Origin of the sequence: Sphingomonas sp. OK281 (assembly GCF_900115295.1) — a bacterium.
Taxonomy (GTDB): Bacteria; Pseudomonadota; Alphaproteobacteria; order Sphingomonadales; family Sphingomonadaceae; genus Sphingomonas.
The window spans coordinates 946,027-964,335 of record NZ_FOVZ01000001.1; the positions used below are offsets into that span (position 1 = coordinate 946,027).

At 66.1% G+C, this 18,309-nt stretch carries 13 protein-coding genes; 11 read left to right on the forward strand and 2 right to left on the reverse strand.

The genetic code is table 11. The features are described from left to right. Nucleotides 1-21 precede the first annotated feature (21 nt). Nucleotides 22-222: a hypothetical protein gene (locus BM244_RS04375; protein WP_093397606.1), complete on the reverse strand. Its 201-nt coding sequence runs from the start codon at nt 220-222 to the stop codon at nt 22-24. A gap of 108 nt (nt 223-330) precedes the next feature. On the opposite strand from BM244_RS04375, the gene paoA reads away from it, so the two are divergent. The 3 genes from paoA to paoC are packed head-to-tail and all read left to right on the forward strand — an operon-like array spanning nt 331 to nt 4,120. Next, entirely contained in the window at nt 331-975 is a 645-nt protein-coding gene (gene paoA, locus BM244_RS04380; protein WP_093397607.1) for an aldehyde dehydrogenase iron-sulfur subunit PaoA, read from the forward strand. Continuing rightward, nucleotides 972-1,922 (forward strand): FAD binding domain-containing protein, encoded by a 951-nt coding sequence (locus BM244_RS04385; RefSeq protein WP_093397609.1) that lies wholly within the window; start codon nt 972-974, stop codon nt 1,920-1,922. Before paoA ends, BM244_RS04385 begins: the two co-directional genes overlap by 4 nt. Before the next feature lie 5 nt (nt 1,923-1,927). Beyond that, nucleotides 1,928-4,120: an aldehyde oxidoreductase molybdenum-binding subunit PaoC gene (gene paoC / locus BM244_RS04390; RefSeq protein WP_093397610.1), complete on the forward strand. Its 2,193-nt coding sequence runs from the start codon at nt 1,928-1,930 to the stop codon at nt 4,118-4,120. Between the two features lie 43 nt (nt 4,121-4,163). Here paoC and BM244_RS04395 read toward each other — a convergent pair whose 3' ends face one another. Beyond that, the gene (locus tag BM244_RS04395; RefSeq protein ID WP_302847244.1) at nt 4,164-5,252 is read right to left on the reverse strand and encodes a Gfo/Idh/MocA family protein; all 1,089 of its coding nucleotides are present in this window, start codon (nt 5,250-5,252) and stop codon (nt 4,164-4,166) included. Nucleotides 5,253-5,282: 30 nt separating this feature from the next. Between BM244_RS04395 and BM244_RS04400 the strand changes: the two genes are divergently transcribed. The 8 genes from BM244_RS04400 to BM244_RS04435 all read left to right on the forward strand — a co-directional run bounded on the left by BM244_RS04400 (nt 5,283) and on the right by BM244_RS04435 (nt 18,274). Beyond that, the gene (locus BM244_RS04400) at nt 5,283-6,176 is read left to right on the forward strand and encodes an aldo/keto reductase (protein ID WP_093398112.1); all 894 of its coding nucleotides are present in this window, start codon (nt 5,283-5,285) and stop codon (nt 6,174-6,176) included. After that, nucleotides 6,173-7,240 (forward strand): LLM class flavin-dependent oxidoreductase, encoded by a 1,068-nt coding sequence (locus BM244_RS04405; protein WP_093397612.1) that lies wholly within the window; start codon nt 6,173-6,175, stop codon nt 7,238-7,240. The genes BM244_RS04400 and BM244_RS04405 overlap by 4 nt, the downstream gene beginning before the upstream one ends. Before the next feature lie 376 nt (nt 7,241-7,616). After that, nucleotides 7,617-8,864: an MFS transporter gene (locus BM244_RS04410; protein ID WP_093397613.1), complete on the forward strand. Its 1,248-nt coding sequence runs from the start codon at nt 7,617-7,619 to the stop codon at nt 8,862-8,864. Nucleotides 8,865-8,952: 88 nt separating this feature from the next. Then, nucleotides 8,953-11,292 carry a TonB-dependent receptor gene (locus BM244_RS04415; protein ID WP_093397615.1) on the forward strand — a complete coding sequence of 780 codons (2,340 nt, stop codon included), beginning with the start codon at nt 8,953-8,955 and terminating at the stop codon, nt 11,290-11,292. 71 nt (nt 11,293-11,363) lie between these two features. Then, the gene (locus tag BM244_RS04420) at nt 11,364-12,347 is read left to right on the forward strand and encodes a LacI family DNA-binding transcriptional regulator (RefSeq protein WP_093397616.1); all 984 of its coding nucleotides are present in this window, start codon (nt 11,364-11,366) and stop codon (nt 12,345-12,347) included. A gap of 98 nt (nt 12,348-12,445) precedes the next feature. Continuing rightward, nucleotides 12,446-14,956 (forward strand): TonB-dependent receptor domain-containing protein, encoded by a 2,511-nt coding sequence (locus BM244_RS04425; protein WP_093397618.1) that lies wholly within the window; start codon nt 12,446-12,448, stop codon nt 14,954-14,956. 14 nt (nt 14,957-14,970) lie between these two features. Then, complete coding sequence (locus BM244_RS04430; protein WP_139226858.1) at nt 14,971-16,773, forward strand: alpha-amylase family glycosyl hydrolase; 1,803 nt, start codon at nt 14,971-14,973, stop codon at nt 16,771-16,773. A 175-nt stretch (nt 16,774-16,948) separates the two neighbouring features. Continuing rightward, on the forward strand, nt 16,949-18,274 hold the full coding sequence (locus BM244_RS04435; RefSeq protein ID WP_254784259.1) for an MFS transporter: 1,326 nt from the start codon (nt 16,949-16,951) through the stop codon (nt 18,272-18,274). Nucleotides 18,275-18,309: the final 35 nt, after the last annotated feature.

Consider the following 18,309-nt stretch of genomic DNA (forward strand, 5'->3'; position numbering starts at 1 on the left):
CTAGATCGTTAGCTTGGCGTCCTAGTCCTCCAGATCCAAATACGCGACGACGTCGTTCTCGGTGGCGAGATACAGCCCGGCCTGGACGTCCTCCTCCTGCTGGGCGGCAATCGCGAGCGCTTCCCCGAGCGGCCCATAGAACAGCGTCGTTGCCGCCCCGCCCTCGCCGCTGTCGTCGAGGTGGTACAATCGCACCGACACGCTGGAAGAAATCGTCCGCATTTCAATACCCTACCGAAACCTCCGTGACGCAAAATTCACGGAACCAAATGCCTAGTAGCGCAACTTTGCCGCGCTTCACCCGTTAGGCCAACATATACAGGGGTTTATATGCATCAGGATGAAGGTTTTCCGGTGTCGCGCCGTGGCGTGATCGCCGGCGGTGTCGCGTCGGCTACGCTGGCCGCGGCGCCTGCGGCACAAGCTCAGACGCAGGGTACCGCGCAGGCGGCCCCGCCGACGATGCCCGTCACGCTCAAGGTCAACGGCCGCACCACCAAGCTCAACGTCGACACGCGCACCACGCTGCTCGACGCGCTGCGCGAGAATTTGAAGCTCACCGGCACCAAGAAGGGCTGCGACCACGGCCAGTGCGGTGCGTGCACGGTCATCGTCGACGGTCGCCGGATCAATAGCTGCCTGACGCTGGCCGTCATGCACGAGGGCGAGGAGATCACGACGATTGAGGGTCTCGGCACGCCTGAGAAGCTGCACGCGATGCAGGCCGCATTCGTCAAGCATGACGGCTACCAGTGCGGCTATTGTACGCCCGGCCAGATCTGCTCGGCGGTCGCGACGCTTGGCGAGATCAAGGCCGGTATCCCCAGCCATGTCACTGGCGATATTTCGGCCCAGCCAACGGTGAGCACCGACGAACTGCGCGAGCGGATGAGTGGCAACATCTGCCGCTGCGGTGCCTATTCGAACATCATCGACGCGATCCATGACGTCGCCGGGACGGAGCGCTCCGCATGAAGGCCTTTACCTACGAGCGTGCCACCTCGGCGAAGGAAGCGGCCAGCGCCGCGATCCGCACGCCGGGCGCGAAGTTCATCGCTGGCGGCACCAACCTGCTCGACCTGATGAAGCTCCAGATCGAGACGCCGCAGCATCTGATCGACGTCAACGGCCTTGGTCTCGACAAGATCACGCCGACTTCCGACGGCGGCCTCCGGGTCGGCGCGCTGGTCCGCAACACCGACCTCGCCGCCGATGCGCGCGTGCGGAAGGACTACGGCGTGCTCAGCCGCGCGCTGGTGTCCGGTGCTTCGGGGCAGCTTCGCAACAAGGCGACGACCGCGGGCAATCTGCTTCAGCGGACGCGGTGCCCGTATTTCTACGACACCACCAAGCCCTGCAACAAGCGTCAGCCCGGCAGCGGTTGCGCCGCGATCGGCGGCTTCAACCGCAACCTCGCGGTGATGGGCACGAGCGACGCGTGCATCGCGACGCATCCGAGCGACATGGCGGTTGCCATGCGGGTGCTGGATGCGACGGTCGAGACGGTGAACGCCGCCGGGCAGACTCGGGCGATCCCGATTGCCGACTTCCACCGTCTCCCTGGCGCGACGCCGAACATCGAGACGTCGCTCGCGCCCGGCGAGCTGATCACGGCCGTCACGCTGCCCAAGCCGATCGGTGGCACGCACATCTACCAGAAGGTGCGTGATCGTGCCTCCTATGCGTTCGCGCTGATCTCGGTTGCCGCCGTGATCCAGCCGGGCGGTCGCGGACGACTCGCTTTCGGTGGCCTTGCCCACAAGCCGTGGCGTGTCGAAGCCGCCGAGGCGCAGATGCCGAATGGCGCCAAGGCGACCGCATCGGCGGTCCTCGCCGGCGCCCGCACCACCTCCCAGAACGCGTTCAAGCTGCCGTTGGTCGAACGCACCATCGGCGCCGTGTTCGAAGACGCAAAGGCCTGATCGCCATGAAGTTCGATACCCCCGCCACGGCGAACCCGACCGACCGCATGAAGGTGCTCGGCCAGCCGCTCGACCGCGTCGATGGCAAGCTGAAGACCACCGGCACCGCGCACTATGCCTATGAGCGCAACGACGTCGCGCCGAACGCCGCCTATGGCTACATCCTGGGTGCGGCGATCGCCAAGGGCCGGATCGAGAGCATCGACGATGCCGATGCGAAGGCCGCTCCAGGCGTGCTCGCGGTCGTGACCTACCAGAACGCCGGTAAGCTCGGCAAAGCCAAGAACCACACGGCACGGATGCTCGCCGGGCCCGACGTCCAGCATTACGACCAAGCCGTCGCGGTCGTCGTGGCCGAGACGTTCGAGCAGGCACGCGCCGCCACCAAGCTGCTCCGCGTCACCTACGCGCGGACCGCCGGCAACTTCGATCTCGCCGCATCAAAAGCCTCGGCCACCAAGCCAAAGAGTGGCACGCCCGACACCGCCGTCGGTGACTTCGCAGGTGCGTTCGCCAAGGCGGCCGTCAAGGTCGACGAGCGCTACACCACGCCAGACCAGAGCCACATGATGATGGAGCCGCACTCCACCACCGCGGCGTGGAAGGACGGCAAGCTCACGCTGTGGACGTCGAACCAGATGATCGCCTGGGCAGTCGGCGACATGAGCGAGACGCTGTTGCTGCCGAAGGAAAACATTCACGTGATGTCGCCTTATGTCGGTGGCGGGTTCGGGTCGAAACTGTGGGTCCGCAGCGATGCGGTCATGGCCGCGCTCGGGTCGCGTGCGATCGGTGGACGGCCGGTGAAGCTCGCGCTCGCGCGGCCGCAGGTGATGAACAACACGACGCATCGCCCGGCGACGATCCAGCGCCTCCGCATCGGCGCGCAGAAGGACGGTAAGATCACCGCGATCGCGCACGAGAGCTGGTCGGGCGATCTTCCCGGTGGCGGTCCCGAGACCGCGCCGAACGCCACCCGCCTGCTGTACGCGGGCGCCAATCGCATGACCGCCACGCGTCTCGCCGTGCTCGATCTCGCGGAAGGCAATGCGATGCGTGCGCCGGGCGAGGCCGTTGGCCTGCTGGCGCTTGAAGCGGCGATGGACGAGCTGGCCGAAAAGCTTAAGATGGACCCGGTGCAGCTGCGGATCATCAACGATACGCAGGTCGATCCGGAAAAGCCGTCGCGCCAGTTCTCGCAGCGCGACCTGGTCGGCTGTCTGAGGACCGGCGCCGAGCGCTTCGGCTGGAACAAGCGCAACCCGGTTCCGGGCCAAGTCCGCGACGGCCGCTGGCTCGTCGGCATGGGCATGGCCTCGGCCTTCCGCGACAACGTCACGATGAAGTCGGGCGCGCGCGTTGGGATCGACAAGAAGGGCGTGGTGACGGTCGCTACCGACATGACCGACATCGGCACGGGCAGCTACACGATCATTGCACAGACCGCAGCCGAGATGATGGGCGTGCCGATAGACAAGGTCATCGTCCTGCTTGGCGACAGCAGCTTCCCGGCCTCGTCGGGTTCGGGCGGCCAGTGGGGCGGCAACAGCTCGACCGCGGGCGTCTATGCGGCGTGCATGGCGCTACGCGATTCGGTGGCGCGCAAGCTCGGGTTCAACTCGAGCGACGTCGTGTTCGAGGACGGCAAGGTGAAGTCGGGCAACCGCAGCGTCTCGCTGTCGGAAGCCGCGGGCGATGCCGGGCTTTCGGCCGAGGACTCGATCGAGTTCGGCGACCTGACCAAGACGTACGCGCAGGCCACGTTCGGCGCGCATTTCGTCGAGGTCGGTGTCGATTCGGCGACCGGCGAGATCCGCGTCCGTCGCATGAGTGGTGCGTTCGCTGCGGGTCGTATCCTCAACCCGAAATCGGCACGCAGCCAGGTGATCGGCGCGATGACGATGGGCGTCGGCGCGGCACTGATGGAGGACGCGGTCGTCGACACGCGGTTCGGCTATTTCGTCAACCACGACCTCGCCGAATATCACGTGCCCGCGCACGCCGACATTCCGATGCAGGACGTGTTCTTCATGGATGAGGTCGACACCAAATCCTCGCCGATGAAGGCCAAGGGGATCGGCGAGCTGGGCCTGTGCGGCGTCGGTGCGGCGATCGCCAATGCGGTCTACAACGCGTGCGGCGTCCGGGTCCGTGAATATCCGCTGACGCTCGACAAGGTGATCGGGAAGATGGCCTGAACCGGCTGCCCCCGCATCGTACGAGCGATGCGGGGGCATTCTTCTAGAGACCGAGTTCGGCCATCGTCACGACGCGGTATTCGCGGGCGCTGATCTCGGCCGCCGTGCCGATTGCGACGGCGCGCAGGCCGTCCTCCGCAGACACTTGGACCGGCCCCTCGCCGCGGACCGCCGCGGCGAAGGCGGCGTGCTGGTAGTAGGTCGCGCCTTCGTGCGAGCCGGCGGCCTTGGCGGCGGGATCGACGGCGATGTGACTACGCTCGACCTGTTTCGGGTTGAGGAAGCCGACGCGGGGGGAATAGACGAGTTCGCCTGCGGGGATCAGGACGTCGAGGCGCGCCGCGTCGCCGGTGGCGGACATCTCCTCCTGGTTCTCAGCACCGTCTGCGAACATGCTGAGATCGAGCATCGCCCTAACGCCATTCGCAAAATCGACCGTCGTGAAGCTGTTGTCGATGATGTCGGGACGCTGGCCGTCATAGCGTTCGTCGAGATGGTTCACGTCCATCGCGCCCGAGCAATACACGCGGACCGCTTCGGACCCGACGATCAGCCGCATCAGATCGAAGAAATGGCAGCATTTCTCGACCATCGTGCCGCCGGTATTGGCGGAGAAGCGGTTCCAGTCGCCGACCTTGGGGAGGAACGGGAAGCGGTGTTCGCGGATCGAGAGCATCTGCAAACGGCCGACACGCCCTGCGTGGACCTGCTCGATGAACGCCGCGGCGGGGGGCATGAAGCGGTATTCCATGCCCGTCCAGAACGGCTTCGCATGGCCAGCGGCGCGCTCGACGATCCAGCGGGCGTCCTCGATCGTCGTGGCCAGCGGCTTCTCGCAGAGGATCGCGGCGCCCATGTCGAACAGCCGTTCGAGCACGTCGCGGTGCGTGTTGTTGGGCGAGGCGATGATGATCGCGTCGACGTCGGCGCCCTTTGCGAACGCCTCGACGCTGTCGAACCGTGCGACATCGGCGGCGCGGTCGCCGAGCGCGTCTGTCGCCCAGCCGACCGAGGTCGCGACCGGATCGGCGATCGCGACGATTTCGGCGCCGGGTAAAATCGCCAGGTTTCGAAGGTGTTCGACGCCCATCATGCCCGTTCCGACGACACCGTATCTGATCGTGGCTACCAAGCTGTCATTCCCTATGCCATGGCCGCCTGCATGACGACGATCCGCCTTTCCAACGACCTTCGCCCGCTCGGCAAGAGCGAAATCCTTGTTTCGCCGATAGCCTGGGGCATGTGGCGGCTGGCCGGAGATGTCGCGCCGGTCCATGCGATGATCGAAGCCGCGCTGTCGGCCGGAATCAATTTCTTCGATACCGCGGACATCTATGGCTGCGACGTGCCCGCCGGGTTCGGGTCGGCGGAGGCGCTGTTCGGGCGCGCGCTGGCCGAGGACCGGTCATTGCGTGCAAAAATGGTGATCGCGACCAAGGCGGGCATCCGTCCCGGCATCCCGTATAATTCGAGCGCGACGTATCTCGACGATGCGCTGGAAGCGTCGCTGACGCGGATGGGTGTGGAGCAGGTCGACCTGTACCAGATCCACCGCCGCGACTTCCTGACGCATCCGCACGAGGTCGCGGAGACGCTGACGCGGATGGTCGAGGCGGGCAAGATCCGCAGCATCGGCGTGTCGAACTACAGCGTGGGCGAATTCGACGCGTTGCAGGCTTTTCTGAGCCAGCCGATCGTCAGCACGCAGCCTGAGTTCTCGCCGCTGCGGACCGCGCCGCTGTTCGACGGGACGCTCGACCAGGCGATGCGGCTCGATGTCGCGGTGATGGCGTGGTCGCCGCTCGGCGGCGGGCGGCTGGCGCAGGGCGATCATCCGGCTGCCAAGCTGCTCGCCGAGCACGGTGCGCGCTATGGTGTCGATGCGGCGACGGCGACGCTCGCGTGGATCATGGCGCATCCGGCGCGGATCATTCCGATCGTCGGGTCGCAGACCCCGGCGCGGATCGCGGCGTCGGCGGATGCTTACAAGGTCGAGTGGACGCGGGCCGAATGGTATGCCGTGCTGCAGGCCGGGATGGGTGAGAATTTGCCATGACGGATTTGCCTCCTTGCGAGATCAGCTGGTTTTCCGCGCTGTGCGACGATGATTACGAGTTTCTCGGCGTGCCCGACGACGCGCTGAAGTCGAGCTGGGAGCATTGCCGCGACATCGTGATGCAGGCCGAGACCGCGGGCTACGACAACATCCTGCTGCCGTCGGGCTATGCGCTGGGGATCGACACGACCGCGTTCGCTGCGGGGATCGCGCCGATGCTCAAGCGATTGCGGCTGCTGATGGCGGTGAGGATCGGCGAGAGCTGGCCGCCGCAGCTTGCGCGGCAGATCGCGACGATCGACCGGATGCTCGGCGGGCGGCTGGCGATCAACATCATCTCCAGCGACCTGCCGGGCGAGAAGCTGGAGAGCGCGCCGCGGTACGCGCGAACGGTCGAGGCGATGCACATCCTGCGGACGTTGCTCGATGGGAAGCCGCTCGACCATGATGGCGAGTTCTGGAAGCTCAAGGTCGATCCGCCGCGCGTGACGACGCTGTCTGGTAAGTGCCCGGCGCTGTATTTTGGGGGGCTGTCGGAGGCTGCGCGCGATGCGGCGGCGACCAATGCCGACGTGTATCTGATGTGGCCGGATACGATGGACGCGGTGCGGGCGATCATCGCCGATCTGCGGTCGCGGGCGGCCAAGCATGGGCGCACGCTAAAGTTCGGCTACCGCGTCCACGTCGTTGTCCGCGAGACCGAAGCCGAAGCCCGCGCTGCGGCTGATCGGCTGTTGTCGAAGCTCGACGATGCCGAGGGCCGGGCGATCCGGGAGCGGTCGCTCGATTCGCAGTCGGCTGGCGTGCGGCGTCAGGCGGAGCTGCGCGAGGGGTCGGACGATGGGTATGCCGAGGCGAACCTTTGGACCGGGATCGGGCGGGCTCGGTCCGGGTGCGGGGCGGCGATCGTTGGGGATCCGGATCAGGTGTTGGCTAAGCTGAATGCGTACCGGGCGGAGGGGATCGATGCGTTTATTCTCTCCGGGTATCCGCATGCTGCCGAGGCGGACCTGTTCGCGCGGCATGTGTTGCCGCGGATCGAGCATGGGCCTTTGGTGATTTGATTGGTCGCCTTCGGTTCAATTACGCACCCACCCCACAATAGCGCCACCCCGGCGGAGGCCGGGGCCCAGTTGGAAAGGTCGCAGTAACTAGGGACTACGCGCAGTTGGCACCGTCCCCCAACTGGGCCCCGGCCTTCGCCGGGGTGGTGGTGCTGGGTTGGCGGCCGCCCCCCCCTTTCCCTCCTTGTTCTCCCGCGAAGGCGGGAGCCCAGTCTGGGTCCCCGCCTTCGCGGGGAAACAAGCTTTCTCGCTCGAGTGGGATAACCGCCGGTCAGATCGGGGGAGTGAGTGAGCCCCACCCCCTGCAACCAAATAACCGGCTCGGCGAAGAGAAACTGGCTGGCCACCGCTCGCGCGTCGTCCATGCTGGGGGCTTATGACCAAGCCTACCAAGACCGTCGCGCAACTTAGCGCCCGCGCCCGTGCGCTGTTGTTCGCGCTCGTCGTCACTGCCGGCATTCTCAACCTCGTCGACCGCCAGATCATTTCCGTGCTGAAACCGACGATCGCCGCCGACCTCGGCTGGAGCGACGACGATTACGGGACGCTCGCCGCGTGGTTCCAGGGCGGCGCGGCGTTCGCGTTCCTGTTCACCGGGTGGATCGTCGACAAGCTTGGCGTCAAATGGGCGAACCCGATCGGCGTCGCCGCATGGAGCATCGCGGCGATGGCGCATGGCTGGGCACGGTCGATGACCGAGTTCGTGATGATCCGCGTCAGCCTAGGGGCGACCGAGGCGATGGGGACGCCGACCGGGATCAAGACGATTGCGTCGGTGCTGCCGAAGAACTGGCGATCGAGCGGGTTCGGCGCGACCAATGCCGCCAACAGCATCGGTGCGATCCTGGCGCCGCTCGCGATTCCCGGCGTCGCGCTGCTGGTCGGATGGCGCGGGACGTTCGTGGCGGCGGGTGCGCTTGGGCTCGTCTGGGCCGCGGTCTGGCTGATCGCGACACGGGGCGTACGCTTCTCCCCGCCCCTTCCGGCCGCGACCGATCTCGGAGCGCCGACCGATTACGGCCCGATCCTGCGAAATCGCCAGACCTGGGCGGTTGCGGGCGCGAAAATCCTGTCGGACGCGACGTGGTGGTTGTTGCTGTTCTGGCTGCCGGACTTTTTCCACCGGCAATATGGGCTGACCGGCGTCGCCCTCGGCGTGCCGCTCGCGATTGCCTATGGTGGCGCGGCGGTCGGGTCGTTGCTCGGCGGCGGCGTTTCGACGCGGTTGCTGAGCCTGGGCTATAGCGTCAACGCGGTGCGGAAGGGCATATTGCTGGTCGCCGCGCTCTGCGTGCTGCCGATCCCGCTGGTGCTGTATGCGGGCAATTACGCGGTCACGATCGGGTTGATGGCGCTGACCTTGGCGGCACATCAGGCATTTTCGACCAATCTCTTCGCGCTGATCGCCGATGTCGTGCCACAGGAGAAACTGGGGCGGGTGACCGCGTTCGGATCGTTCAGCGGCAATGTCGGGGGGATGGTGATCGCCAAGGTCGCAGGGCTCGTTCTCACCGCAGGCCTCGGATATCTCCCGTTATTCCTGTTCGCGAGCGTCTCGTATCTGCTGGCGGTCGGCTGGATACAGCTGCTGTTGCCGACATTGCGACCAGTCGAGGCGCGCTAAAGCTGATACGACGCGCCTGCATATCGTTCTTTATACCCATCGTACGAATGGGAATTACAAGGCGGCATCACTTCAGGGGAGGGAACCCATGATCGACCCACGCACCCAGCGACGCCGTGTCGCGCTGTTCGCCGGCACCGCACTCGCAGCGCTCGCCACGCCGGCTGTTGCGCAGGATACGCCTGCGACGACACCGGCAACGGTGCCGACCACTACGCCCGCCCCGGCTGCGCAGAGCGACGAGGTGATCGTCACCGCGCGCTATCGCAACGAGACGCTCCAGTCGGTACCGATCGCGATCACCGCGGTCAGCGGCCAGTCGCTTGCCGAGCGCCAGTTGAACACGGTCGAGAATATCGCCGCGACGATCCCGTCGGTCGGCTTCCGCAGCGGCGCGTCGAACAAGGACCGCACGATCTTCATCCGCGGCGTCGGTACGATCACGACCTCGCCGGGCGTCGAGCCATCGGTGTCGACCGTGCTCGACGGCGTCGTCCTCACTCGTCCCGGCCAGTCGACGCTCGATCTCGGCGAAGTCGAGCGGATCGAGGTGTTGCGCGGGCCGCAGGGCACGTTGTTCGGCAAGAACGCCTCGGCCGGCGTCGTCAACATCGTCACGCGGAGCCCGACCGACGAGTTCCGCGCGTTCGGCGAGGCGGGCATCACCTCGGACGAGGAATACCGGATCAAGGCCGGCATCTCGGGTGCGCTCGTCCCCGGCAAGGTGCAGGCGCTGATCGGCGGGCTGTACGACGACTATAAGGGCAACGTCCGCAACGTCGCGCAGGGGAAGGACGTCAACGGGTACCGCCGCTATGGCGCGCGCGGCAAGCTGGTCGTCACGCCCTCCGACGACCTGAAGTTCACAATCATCGGCGACTATCTCAACTCGCACGATACGACGCCGACCAGCGTCTATGCCGCCACCAGCCGCACCGCCTATCCGACCGGTGTCGTCACCAATTCGACGACCCTCGCCGCAGCGCTTGGGGCGAGCGGGATTACCGCAGGTCCAAGCAATCGCCAGACCAACAACAATTCGATCACCGACGTGAAGGACGAGAATTACGGCGGGTCGTTCACCGGCGAACTCGCGCTCGGCGACTATCACGTCACCTCGATCACCGGCTGGCGGCAGTGGCTGAACAACCAGCGCCAGGATTACGACAGCGTCGCCGCGCTCTCGACCGCCTTCCCGTCGGGGCAGGATGCCGGCAGCGTCAACACCAAGCAATTCTCCGAGGAGCTGCGCCTCACCTCGCCCAAGGGTGGCCTGATCGACTATGTCGTCGGCGCCTATTACCTGCACGCGACGACCGACGAGCAGTATCGGCGCACGCTGACCTCGCTCGCGGCGAGCGGCGCGCAGACCACGACCACGGGCGTCGCGAACTACGGCATCACCAACGACAATTACGCGGTGTTCGGCGAGGCGAACGTCAATTTCACCAAGCGTTTCCGCGGTATCGCCGGCTATCGCTCGACGTGGGACAGCCTGGATTACTATCACGTCCGCACCTCGACCGCGGACCCGCTCAACACCGGATCGTCCGCGCTCGACGCCGCCGGTATCCGGGCATATCACAACACCAGCGGCGGAACGGACAAGCGCGGCGACAGCTATCGCCTCGGGCTCCAGTACGACCTGGGCGACCATGCGCAGACCTATTTCACCTATTCGCATGGCTATAAGGGCCCGGCGTACAACGTGTATTTCAACATGCGCTCGCTGAACGCGACGACGCCGCTAGACGAAGTGCCGCTGAGCCCGGAGACGTCCAACTCCTACGAGATCGGGCTGAAGGGCAGCACCGCGAACCGTGCGCTGAGCTATAGCCTGGCCGCGTTCACGACCAATTTCGACGGGTATCAGGCAAGCTTCAACGACGTCGTCGCCGGCGCGCAGGTCAGCCGGCTGATCAACGCCGGATCGGTCCGCTCGCGCGGCGTCGAGGCGGACGTGACGCTGCGCCCGACCAAGGGCCTGACGCTCGACATCTCCGCTGCCTATACCGATGCGACGGTGCGCAACTTCCTGTGCCCGACCGGCGCGCCGACGAGCTGCAACATCAACGGCCAGCCGCTCCCCTACGCGCCGAAGATCAAGCTGTACGAGAATGCGGCGTACAAGTTCGGCATCACCGACACGCTCGCGCTCGAGCTCCAGACCGACGTGACGTTCAGCAGCAAGGTGCAATATGCGCTGTCCGAAACGCCGAGCACGGTGCAGCCGTCCTACGCGATCTGGAACGCGAGCGTCGCGGTGCTGAGCGATACGTCCGGCTGGCAATTGCGCGCGTACGTCAAGAATCTTACGAACACGTCCTATTCGTCGTTCCTGACCGCGGGCACGTTCGCGGGCACCGTCCGGTTCGTGCCGCGCGACGACAAGCGCTATGCCGGGCTGCTGCTGCGTAAGGACTTCTGACGCATCATTGCGGCGGGCGATCGGCGATAGTAATGGAAGCATCGGTTCGGCGACGACGAGGATGATGTGCCATGAAACTCGCCGATCTGGCCGTACTCGCCGGGGTTTCGACCGCGACCGTTTCGCGCGCGCTGGCGGGCCATAGTTCGGTCAATGCGCAGACACAGGCGCGGATCCGGGCCTTGGCGCGCGAGCACGACGTGAGGCCCAACCAGCTCGCGCGTAACCTGCGGATGAAGAGTACGGGCGCGATCGGCCTCGTGCTGCCATTGGGGCACGCGAAGACGCAGCATCTGACCGATCCGTTCTTCCTGTCGCTGCTCGGATTCCTCGCCGACCTGCTGGTCGAGCGCGGCTATGATATCCTGCTGTCGCGGGTCATTCCGGATGCCGACGACTGGCTCGAACGGCTGGTCGACAGCGGCCGCATCGATGGCTTGTTGCTGGTCGGCCAGTCGGATCAGTTCGCGGCGATCGAGCGGGTTTCACAGCGCTATCGCCCGCTGATCGTGTGGGGCGCGAACCGTTCCGGCCAGCATCACCTGACGATCGGTTCGGACAATGTTGCGGGCGGTCGGCTCGCAGCGGAGCATCTGATCGCGCAAGGGCGTCAGCGACTGCTGTTCGTTGGCGACCCGGCCCCGCCGGAGTTTGCGGACCGGCTTGCCGGGTTCGCCGCGGCGGCCGACGAGGCCGGTGTGACGCACACGGTACTGGCAACGCCGATGAGTCCCGAGGCGGTTCATGCCGCGGTGGCCGAGCAACTCGCAGGCGGCACCGTTCCCGACGCGATCTTCGCTGCATCGGACGTCGCGGCGATGAGCGTGTTGCGCGCGCTGGCCGAGGCGGGGATCGACGTTCCCACCACGACCGCGGTGATCGGATATGACGACGTCTCGTTGGCGGCACACACGTCACCGCCGTTGACGACGATCCGGCAAGATCTTGCGATCGGGGCGGAACTGATGGTCGATCGCCTGCTGAAGCGTGTCGCCGGCGAGCCCGCCGAGTCTGCGATCGTTACCCCTGTGCTGATTAGGAGACAGTCCGCCTGATTTCTGCAATCGATTGCGAAAATCTGTTGCAATCGATTGCAAGCGCGATAGTAGGCGGCCTTGGGCTTCTCAGAAAGCCGTCGCGCAGGGAGAGTCGCATGAAAGTACGTCACGCATTGCTGGCTGGCATCGCCGCCGCATCGTTCGCTACCGCAGGGGCCGCACAGACCGCTCCGCAGGCCGATCCGGCAGCGACGCCTGCCGATACCGCCGCTGCACCCGTTGCCGACGCCCCGCAGGACGACATCGTCGTGACCGCCGTCGCGCGCGGCACGAACCGCCTCAATACCTCGATCACGACCAGCTCGATCAACTCGGACGCGCTGGTCCAGCTTGCGCCGCGCACCTCGGGCGAACTGCTCCGCAACCTCCCCGGCATTCGCGTCGAGGCCTCGGGCGGCGACGGCAATGCGAACATCTCGGTCCGCGGCCTGCCGGTCGCGTCGGGCGGCTCGAAGTTCCTCCAGTTGCAGGAAGACGGCCTGCCGATCCTCGAATTCGGCGACATCACGTTCGGCAACGCCGACAATTTCCTGCGCGCCGACTTCAACGTGCGGACGATCGAGTCGGTCCGCGGCGGCTCCGCCTCGACCTTCGCATCGAACTCGCCCGGCGGCGTCATCAACTTCATCTCGAAGACCGGCGAGCAGGAAGGCGGCGCGTTCCAGCTGACCAGCGGGCTCGACTATCGCGAGTTCCGCGTCGATTTCGACCAGGGCGGCAAGCTGTCCGACACGCTGACCTATCATTTCGGCGGCTTCTACCGGATCGGGGATGGCCAGCGGCAGGTCGGCTATGACGGCGTCAAGGGCGGCCAGTTCAAGGCGAACATCACCAAGTCGTTCGGCAATGGCGGCTATGTCCGCCTGTACGGCAAGTATCTCGACGACCGCGCGATCGGCTATCTGCCGAACCCGGTGCAGGTGACCGGCACGAACAGCGATCCGACCTACAGCAACATCACCAACTTCTCGATCAACAACGGCACGCTGCACAGCGGTAATATCCGCACCGTGCAGACGCTCGACGGCAACAACCAACTCGTTACGCGCTCGATCGCCGATGGCCAGCATCCGGTCGTCTATTCGGCCGGGCTCGAGACGCAGATCCCGGTCGCGGACGGCTGGAACGTGGTCGAGCGGTTCCGCTATTCGGACATCTCGGGCGGCTTCACCTCGCCCTTCCCGTCCGCCGTCGGCTCGGCGCAGACGATCGCCGACAGCATCGGCGGCGCAGGATCGCAGCTGTTCTATGCCAGCGGCGCACAGGCCGGCCAGCGAATCACCAACCCGGCGTCGCTCAACGGCAACGGCCTGCTCGCCAACGTCGTGCTGTTCGACGTCGACCTGAAGAGCCTGAACAACATCACCAACGACATCCGCCTCAACGGGTCGGTGCCCTTGGGTTCGGGGACGCTGGCGATCACCGGCGGCTTCTACGCCTCGCGCCAGGACATCAAGAGCGACTGGCTATGGAACTCGTTCGTCCAGACCGTCGCCGATGACGGCCGCTCGGTACTGGTCGACGTCCGCACCGCGGCAGGCGTTCCGGTCACGCAGAACGGCACGCCGGGCTATTCGGCATACGGCTTCGGCAATTGCTGCCGCCGGTCGTACGATCTCGACTACACGACCTACGCACCTTTCGCACAGCTCGGGTTGGAGATCGGTCGCTTCAACATCGACGGCTCGCTGCGCTACGACTTCGGCCGGGCCCGCGGCAGCGTCGCCGGCGCCGATCTGGGGGCGGGCTTCGGCAGCGGCATCACGACGGTCGACATCAACGGCGACGGCGTGATCTCGGCCGCCGAGCGGCAGGTTGCGGTGATCCCGAACGTCCGGTCGCCGCTCAACTACAACTATGACTATCTGTCCTACTCGGGCGGCGCGAACTATCGCCTGACCGACAGCACGGCGGTGTTCGCCCGCTACAGCCGCGGCGGCCGCGCCAATGCCGATCGCCTGTTGTTCGGCCCGTCGATCAATACGACTACGGGTGGCCTGACCGACGAGAGCGCCGCAGTCGATTTCGTCCGTCAGCTCGAAGGCGGGTTCAAGTTCCGCCAGAACGGCCTCTCGCTTTACGCCACCGGCTTCTGGGCGCGCACCGAGGAGCAGAATTTCGAGGCCACGACGCAGCGCTTCTTCAATCGCCAATATGAAGCGAAGGGCGTCGAGCTCGAAGGGCGGATCGCACGCGGACCGTTCTCACTGTCGGCGGGCGGCACCTATACCGATGCGGAGATCACCAAGGACGTGCTTAACCCCGCGGTCGAGGGCAATCGCCCGCGTCGCCAGGCCAAGTTCATCTTCCAGGCGACCCCGCAGGTCGATGTCGGCCGGCTGACCGTCGGCGCGAACGTGATCGGCACCACCGACAGCTTCACGCAGGACAACAACGTGCTCAAGATGCCCGGCTATACGCAGGTCAACGCGTTCGTGTCGGTGCATCCGGCGGAGAACGTCACGCTGTCAGTCAACGGCAACAATCTGTTCGACGTGAAGGGCATCACCGAAGCCGAGGAGGGCGCGATCCCGACCAACGGCATCGTCCGCGCACGATCGATCACCGGCCGGACGATCTCCGCCGCGGTCCGCTTCGGCTTCTGATCGGGCGGGTGAGCGTGACTTTGTCCTCTACCGAGCGGCGCCTCGACGCGCTCGCCCCCCGGCTCGAACGCCAGCTCGAACGGTTATATGGTACGGAGCGGCTGGCGTCGCTCTGGCCGCGGATGGAGACGATCCTCCGCGACCGGGCGAGCGAACGGCCAGCGGCGATGGTCGCGCTCGACGACGCGCGGCTGGCCGATCCGGACTGGTTCGTCGCGCCCGACATGCTGGGCTATTCGACCTATGTCGACCGGTTCGCAGGAACGGTCGAAGGATTGATCGGCAAGGTCGACCATCTCGAGTCGCTCGGGGTTCGGTATCTGCACCTGCTCGCGTTGCTCAAGGCACGCGAGGGCGATAGCGACGGTGGCTTCGCGGTGGCGGACTATCTCGCGATCGAACCGCGGTTGGGGACGATGGACGAGGTCGAGCGGCTTGCCGCCCGGCTGCGCGAGGGGCGGATCAGCCTGTGCGTCGATCTCGCGCTCAATCACACCGCGGACGATCATGCCTGGGCGAAGGCGGCGCTGGCGGGCGATCCGCGCTATCGCGCCTTCTATCATGTTCTGAGCGAGGGCGAGGCTCGGGCATACGAGGCAAACCTCCCGCAGGTGTTCCCGACCACCGCGCCGGGCAACTTCACCGAAGTGCCGGCGATGGGCGGGCAGGTCTGGACGACCTTCTATCCGTTCCAGTGGGACCTCAACTGGTCCAATCCCGAAGTCATGCTCGCGATCGTCGATACGATGCTGCGGCTGGCGAACCACGGTTTCGAGGCGTTCCGGCTCGACTCGATCGCGTTCCTCTGGAAGCAGATCGGCACCGATTGCCGCAATCGTCCCGAAGCGCATTTCATCGTTCGGGCGTTGCGCGCCGCGCTCGACATCGTGGCACCCGCGACGTTGCTGAAGGCGGAGGCGATCGTCCCGACCGCGCTCGTGCCACCGTATTTCGGTGCCGACGAAGGCGCGGACTGGGATGGCGGGTTCGAGCCCGAATGCCATCTGGTCTACAACAACTCGCTGATGGTCGCTGGCTGGGTCGCGCTGGCCGAACAGTCCGCCACCCTGCCGCATGCGATCGTCGAGGCGAGCGGTGGCCTGCCCCGCGGCGCCAACTGGCTTAGCTATGCGCGCTGCCACGACGATATCGGCTGGGGCGCGGTGATCGGCGACCTCGCCGGGATCGATCCCGATCCTGTCGCCCGGTTGAAGGTCGCGGCGCGGTTCCTCGAAGGCGGCGATGGCAGCTGGGCACGTGGCGCGCCGTTCCAGTCGGACGGCTCGGTGCTGCACGGCTCGAACGGGACGATGGCGTCGTTGGCGGGGCTCGAAGCGGCGGACGACGAGGCAGCGCGCGAAATGGCGTTCCGGCGGATCGCGCTGCTCAACGCGCTGTCGATCGCGAGCGGCGGCCTGGCGACGACGTACATGGGCGACGAAGCGGGATTGCTCAACGACACCGGCTATCTGGACGATCCCGAACGCGCGCATGAAGGTCGTTGGCTGCACCGGCCGGACATGGACTGGGCGGCGCTCGATGGTCCCACCGCGCGGCGGATCAGCGGCGATCTGGAAGCGCTGCGGGCGGCACGTATTGCCAGCGGCGGCGCCGGTTCGCCGGTAGCGATTACGACGGGCTCCCCTGCCCTGCTCGGGATCGGCTGCGGTAGTGACCGGGTGTTCCTGAATTTTTCCGACGCTGCGATGCAGGTTGATGGCTTGGCGGGCTGGCAGGATCGGTTGTCCGAACAGCCTTGTGATGCCTCCCTCGCTGTCGAACCTTGGGGCGTCATCTGGGCAGGTCCGGCGACGTGATCGTGCACTTTCGCAATCCTCCCCCGCAAGGACGAGGTGGCAGGCATAGCCTGACGGAGGGGGAGGTAAAGACGAACCGCTGTTTCGTGTCTTCCCCCTTCATCGCCTTCGGCGTCACCTCCCCCTGGCGGGGGAGGATCGATCGGTCCACGCCTCGCGGGATCGTACAAAAGGCATGACGATGATGAACTTCGGCCTTTCGACCAAACCCCGCCTGTCGCTCATGCGGCTGATCGAGATGAACCTCGGCTTCCTCGGGCTGCAATTCTCGTTCGGTCTGCAACAGGCCAACATGGCGCCGATCTACGGCTATCTCGGTGCCGACGAAGCGAGCCTGCCGCTGCTGTGGCTCGCCGGACCGATGACCGGGCTGCTGATCCAGCCATTGATCGGCGCGATGAGCGACCGGACCTCGACCCGGATCGGCCGTCGCACGCCATATTTCCTGATCGGCGCGGTGCTGTGCAGCCTGTGCCTGCTGGCGATGCCGTACAGCCCGACCTTGTGGGTGGCGGCCAGCCTGTTGTGGGTGCTCGACGCAGCCAACAACGTGACGATGGAGCCGTACCGCGCCTATGTCGGCGATCGCCTGCCCGACGACCAGCGTGCTGCGGGCTTCCTGACGCAGTCGGCGTTCACCGGGCTTGCGCAGACGCTGTCCTATCTGGCGCCATCGCTGCTGGTGTGGATCGGCTTCAACAAGGATGCGATCGACGGCAACGGCATCCCCGACATCACGCGGATCGCGTTCCTGATCGGCGCGGTGCTGTCGCTGGCGACGATCGTCTGGTCGGTTGTCCGCGTCCCCGAACTGCCGCTGCCGGCCGAGGAGAAGGTGCGGCTGGCGAAGGAGCCGCTGACGCTCGGCGGCACGCTCCGCGACCTCAATACCGCGCTGGTCGAGATGCCGCGGCCGATGCGGCAACTAGCGCTGGCGATGCTGTGCCAATGGTACGCGATGTTCGCGTACTGGCAGTTCATCACCTTCGCGGTCGCGCGGTCGCTGCACGGGACGTCGGATGCCAAGAGCGCGGCGTTCCGCGATACGGTGCTGACCGTCGGCCAGCTCGGCGCGTTCTACAACGCGGTGGCGTTCGTCGCGGCGATCGCGCTGGTGCCGTTTGCCCGCCGCTGGGGTGCGAAGAGCGCGCACGCCGCCTGCCTGCTCGCGTCGGGCGTGGCGATGCTGGCGATCCCCGGCCTGCGCACCGAGGCGGCGCTGTTCGTGGCGATGCTGGGCATCGGAATCGGCTGGGCGAGCATGATGGGCAATCCGTACATCATGCTGATCGACATGATCCCGCCCGAGCGCAACGGCGTCTACATGGGCATCTTCAACATGTTCATCGTCATCCCGATGATCATCGAGAGCCTGACCGTGCCGCTGTTCTACCACTCCGTCATGGGCGGCGAACCTCGCAACATCCTGTACCTCGGCGGCGCGCTGATGGTGCTGGGCGCCTTCGCAACGACGCGCGTGACGATGCCGCGCAAGCCGTAGCGCCTCTGGCCGGACGATCCCGGCCAGAGGTGGCT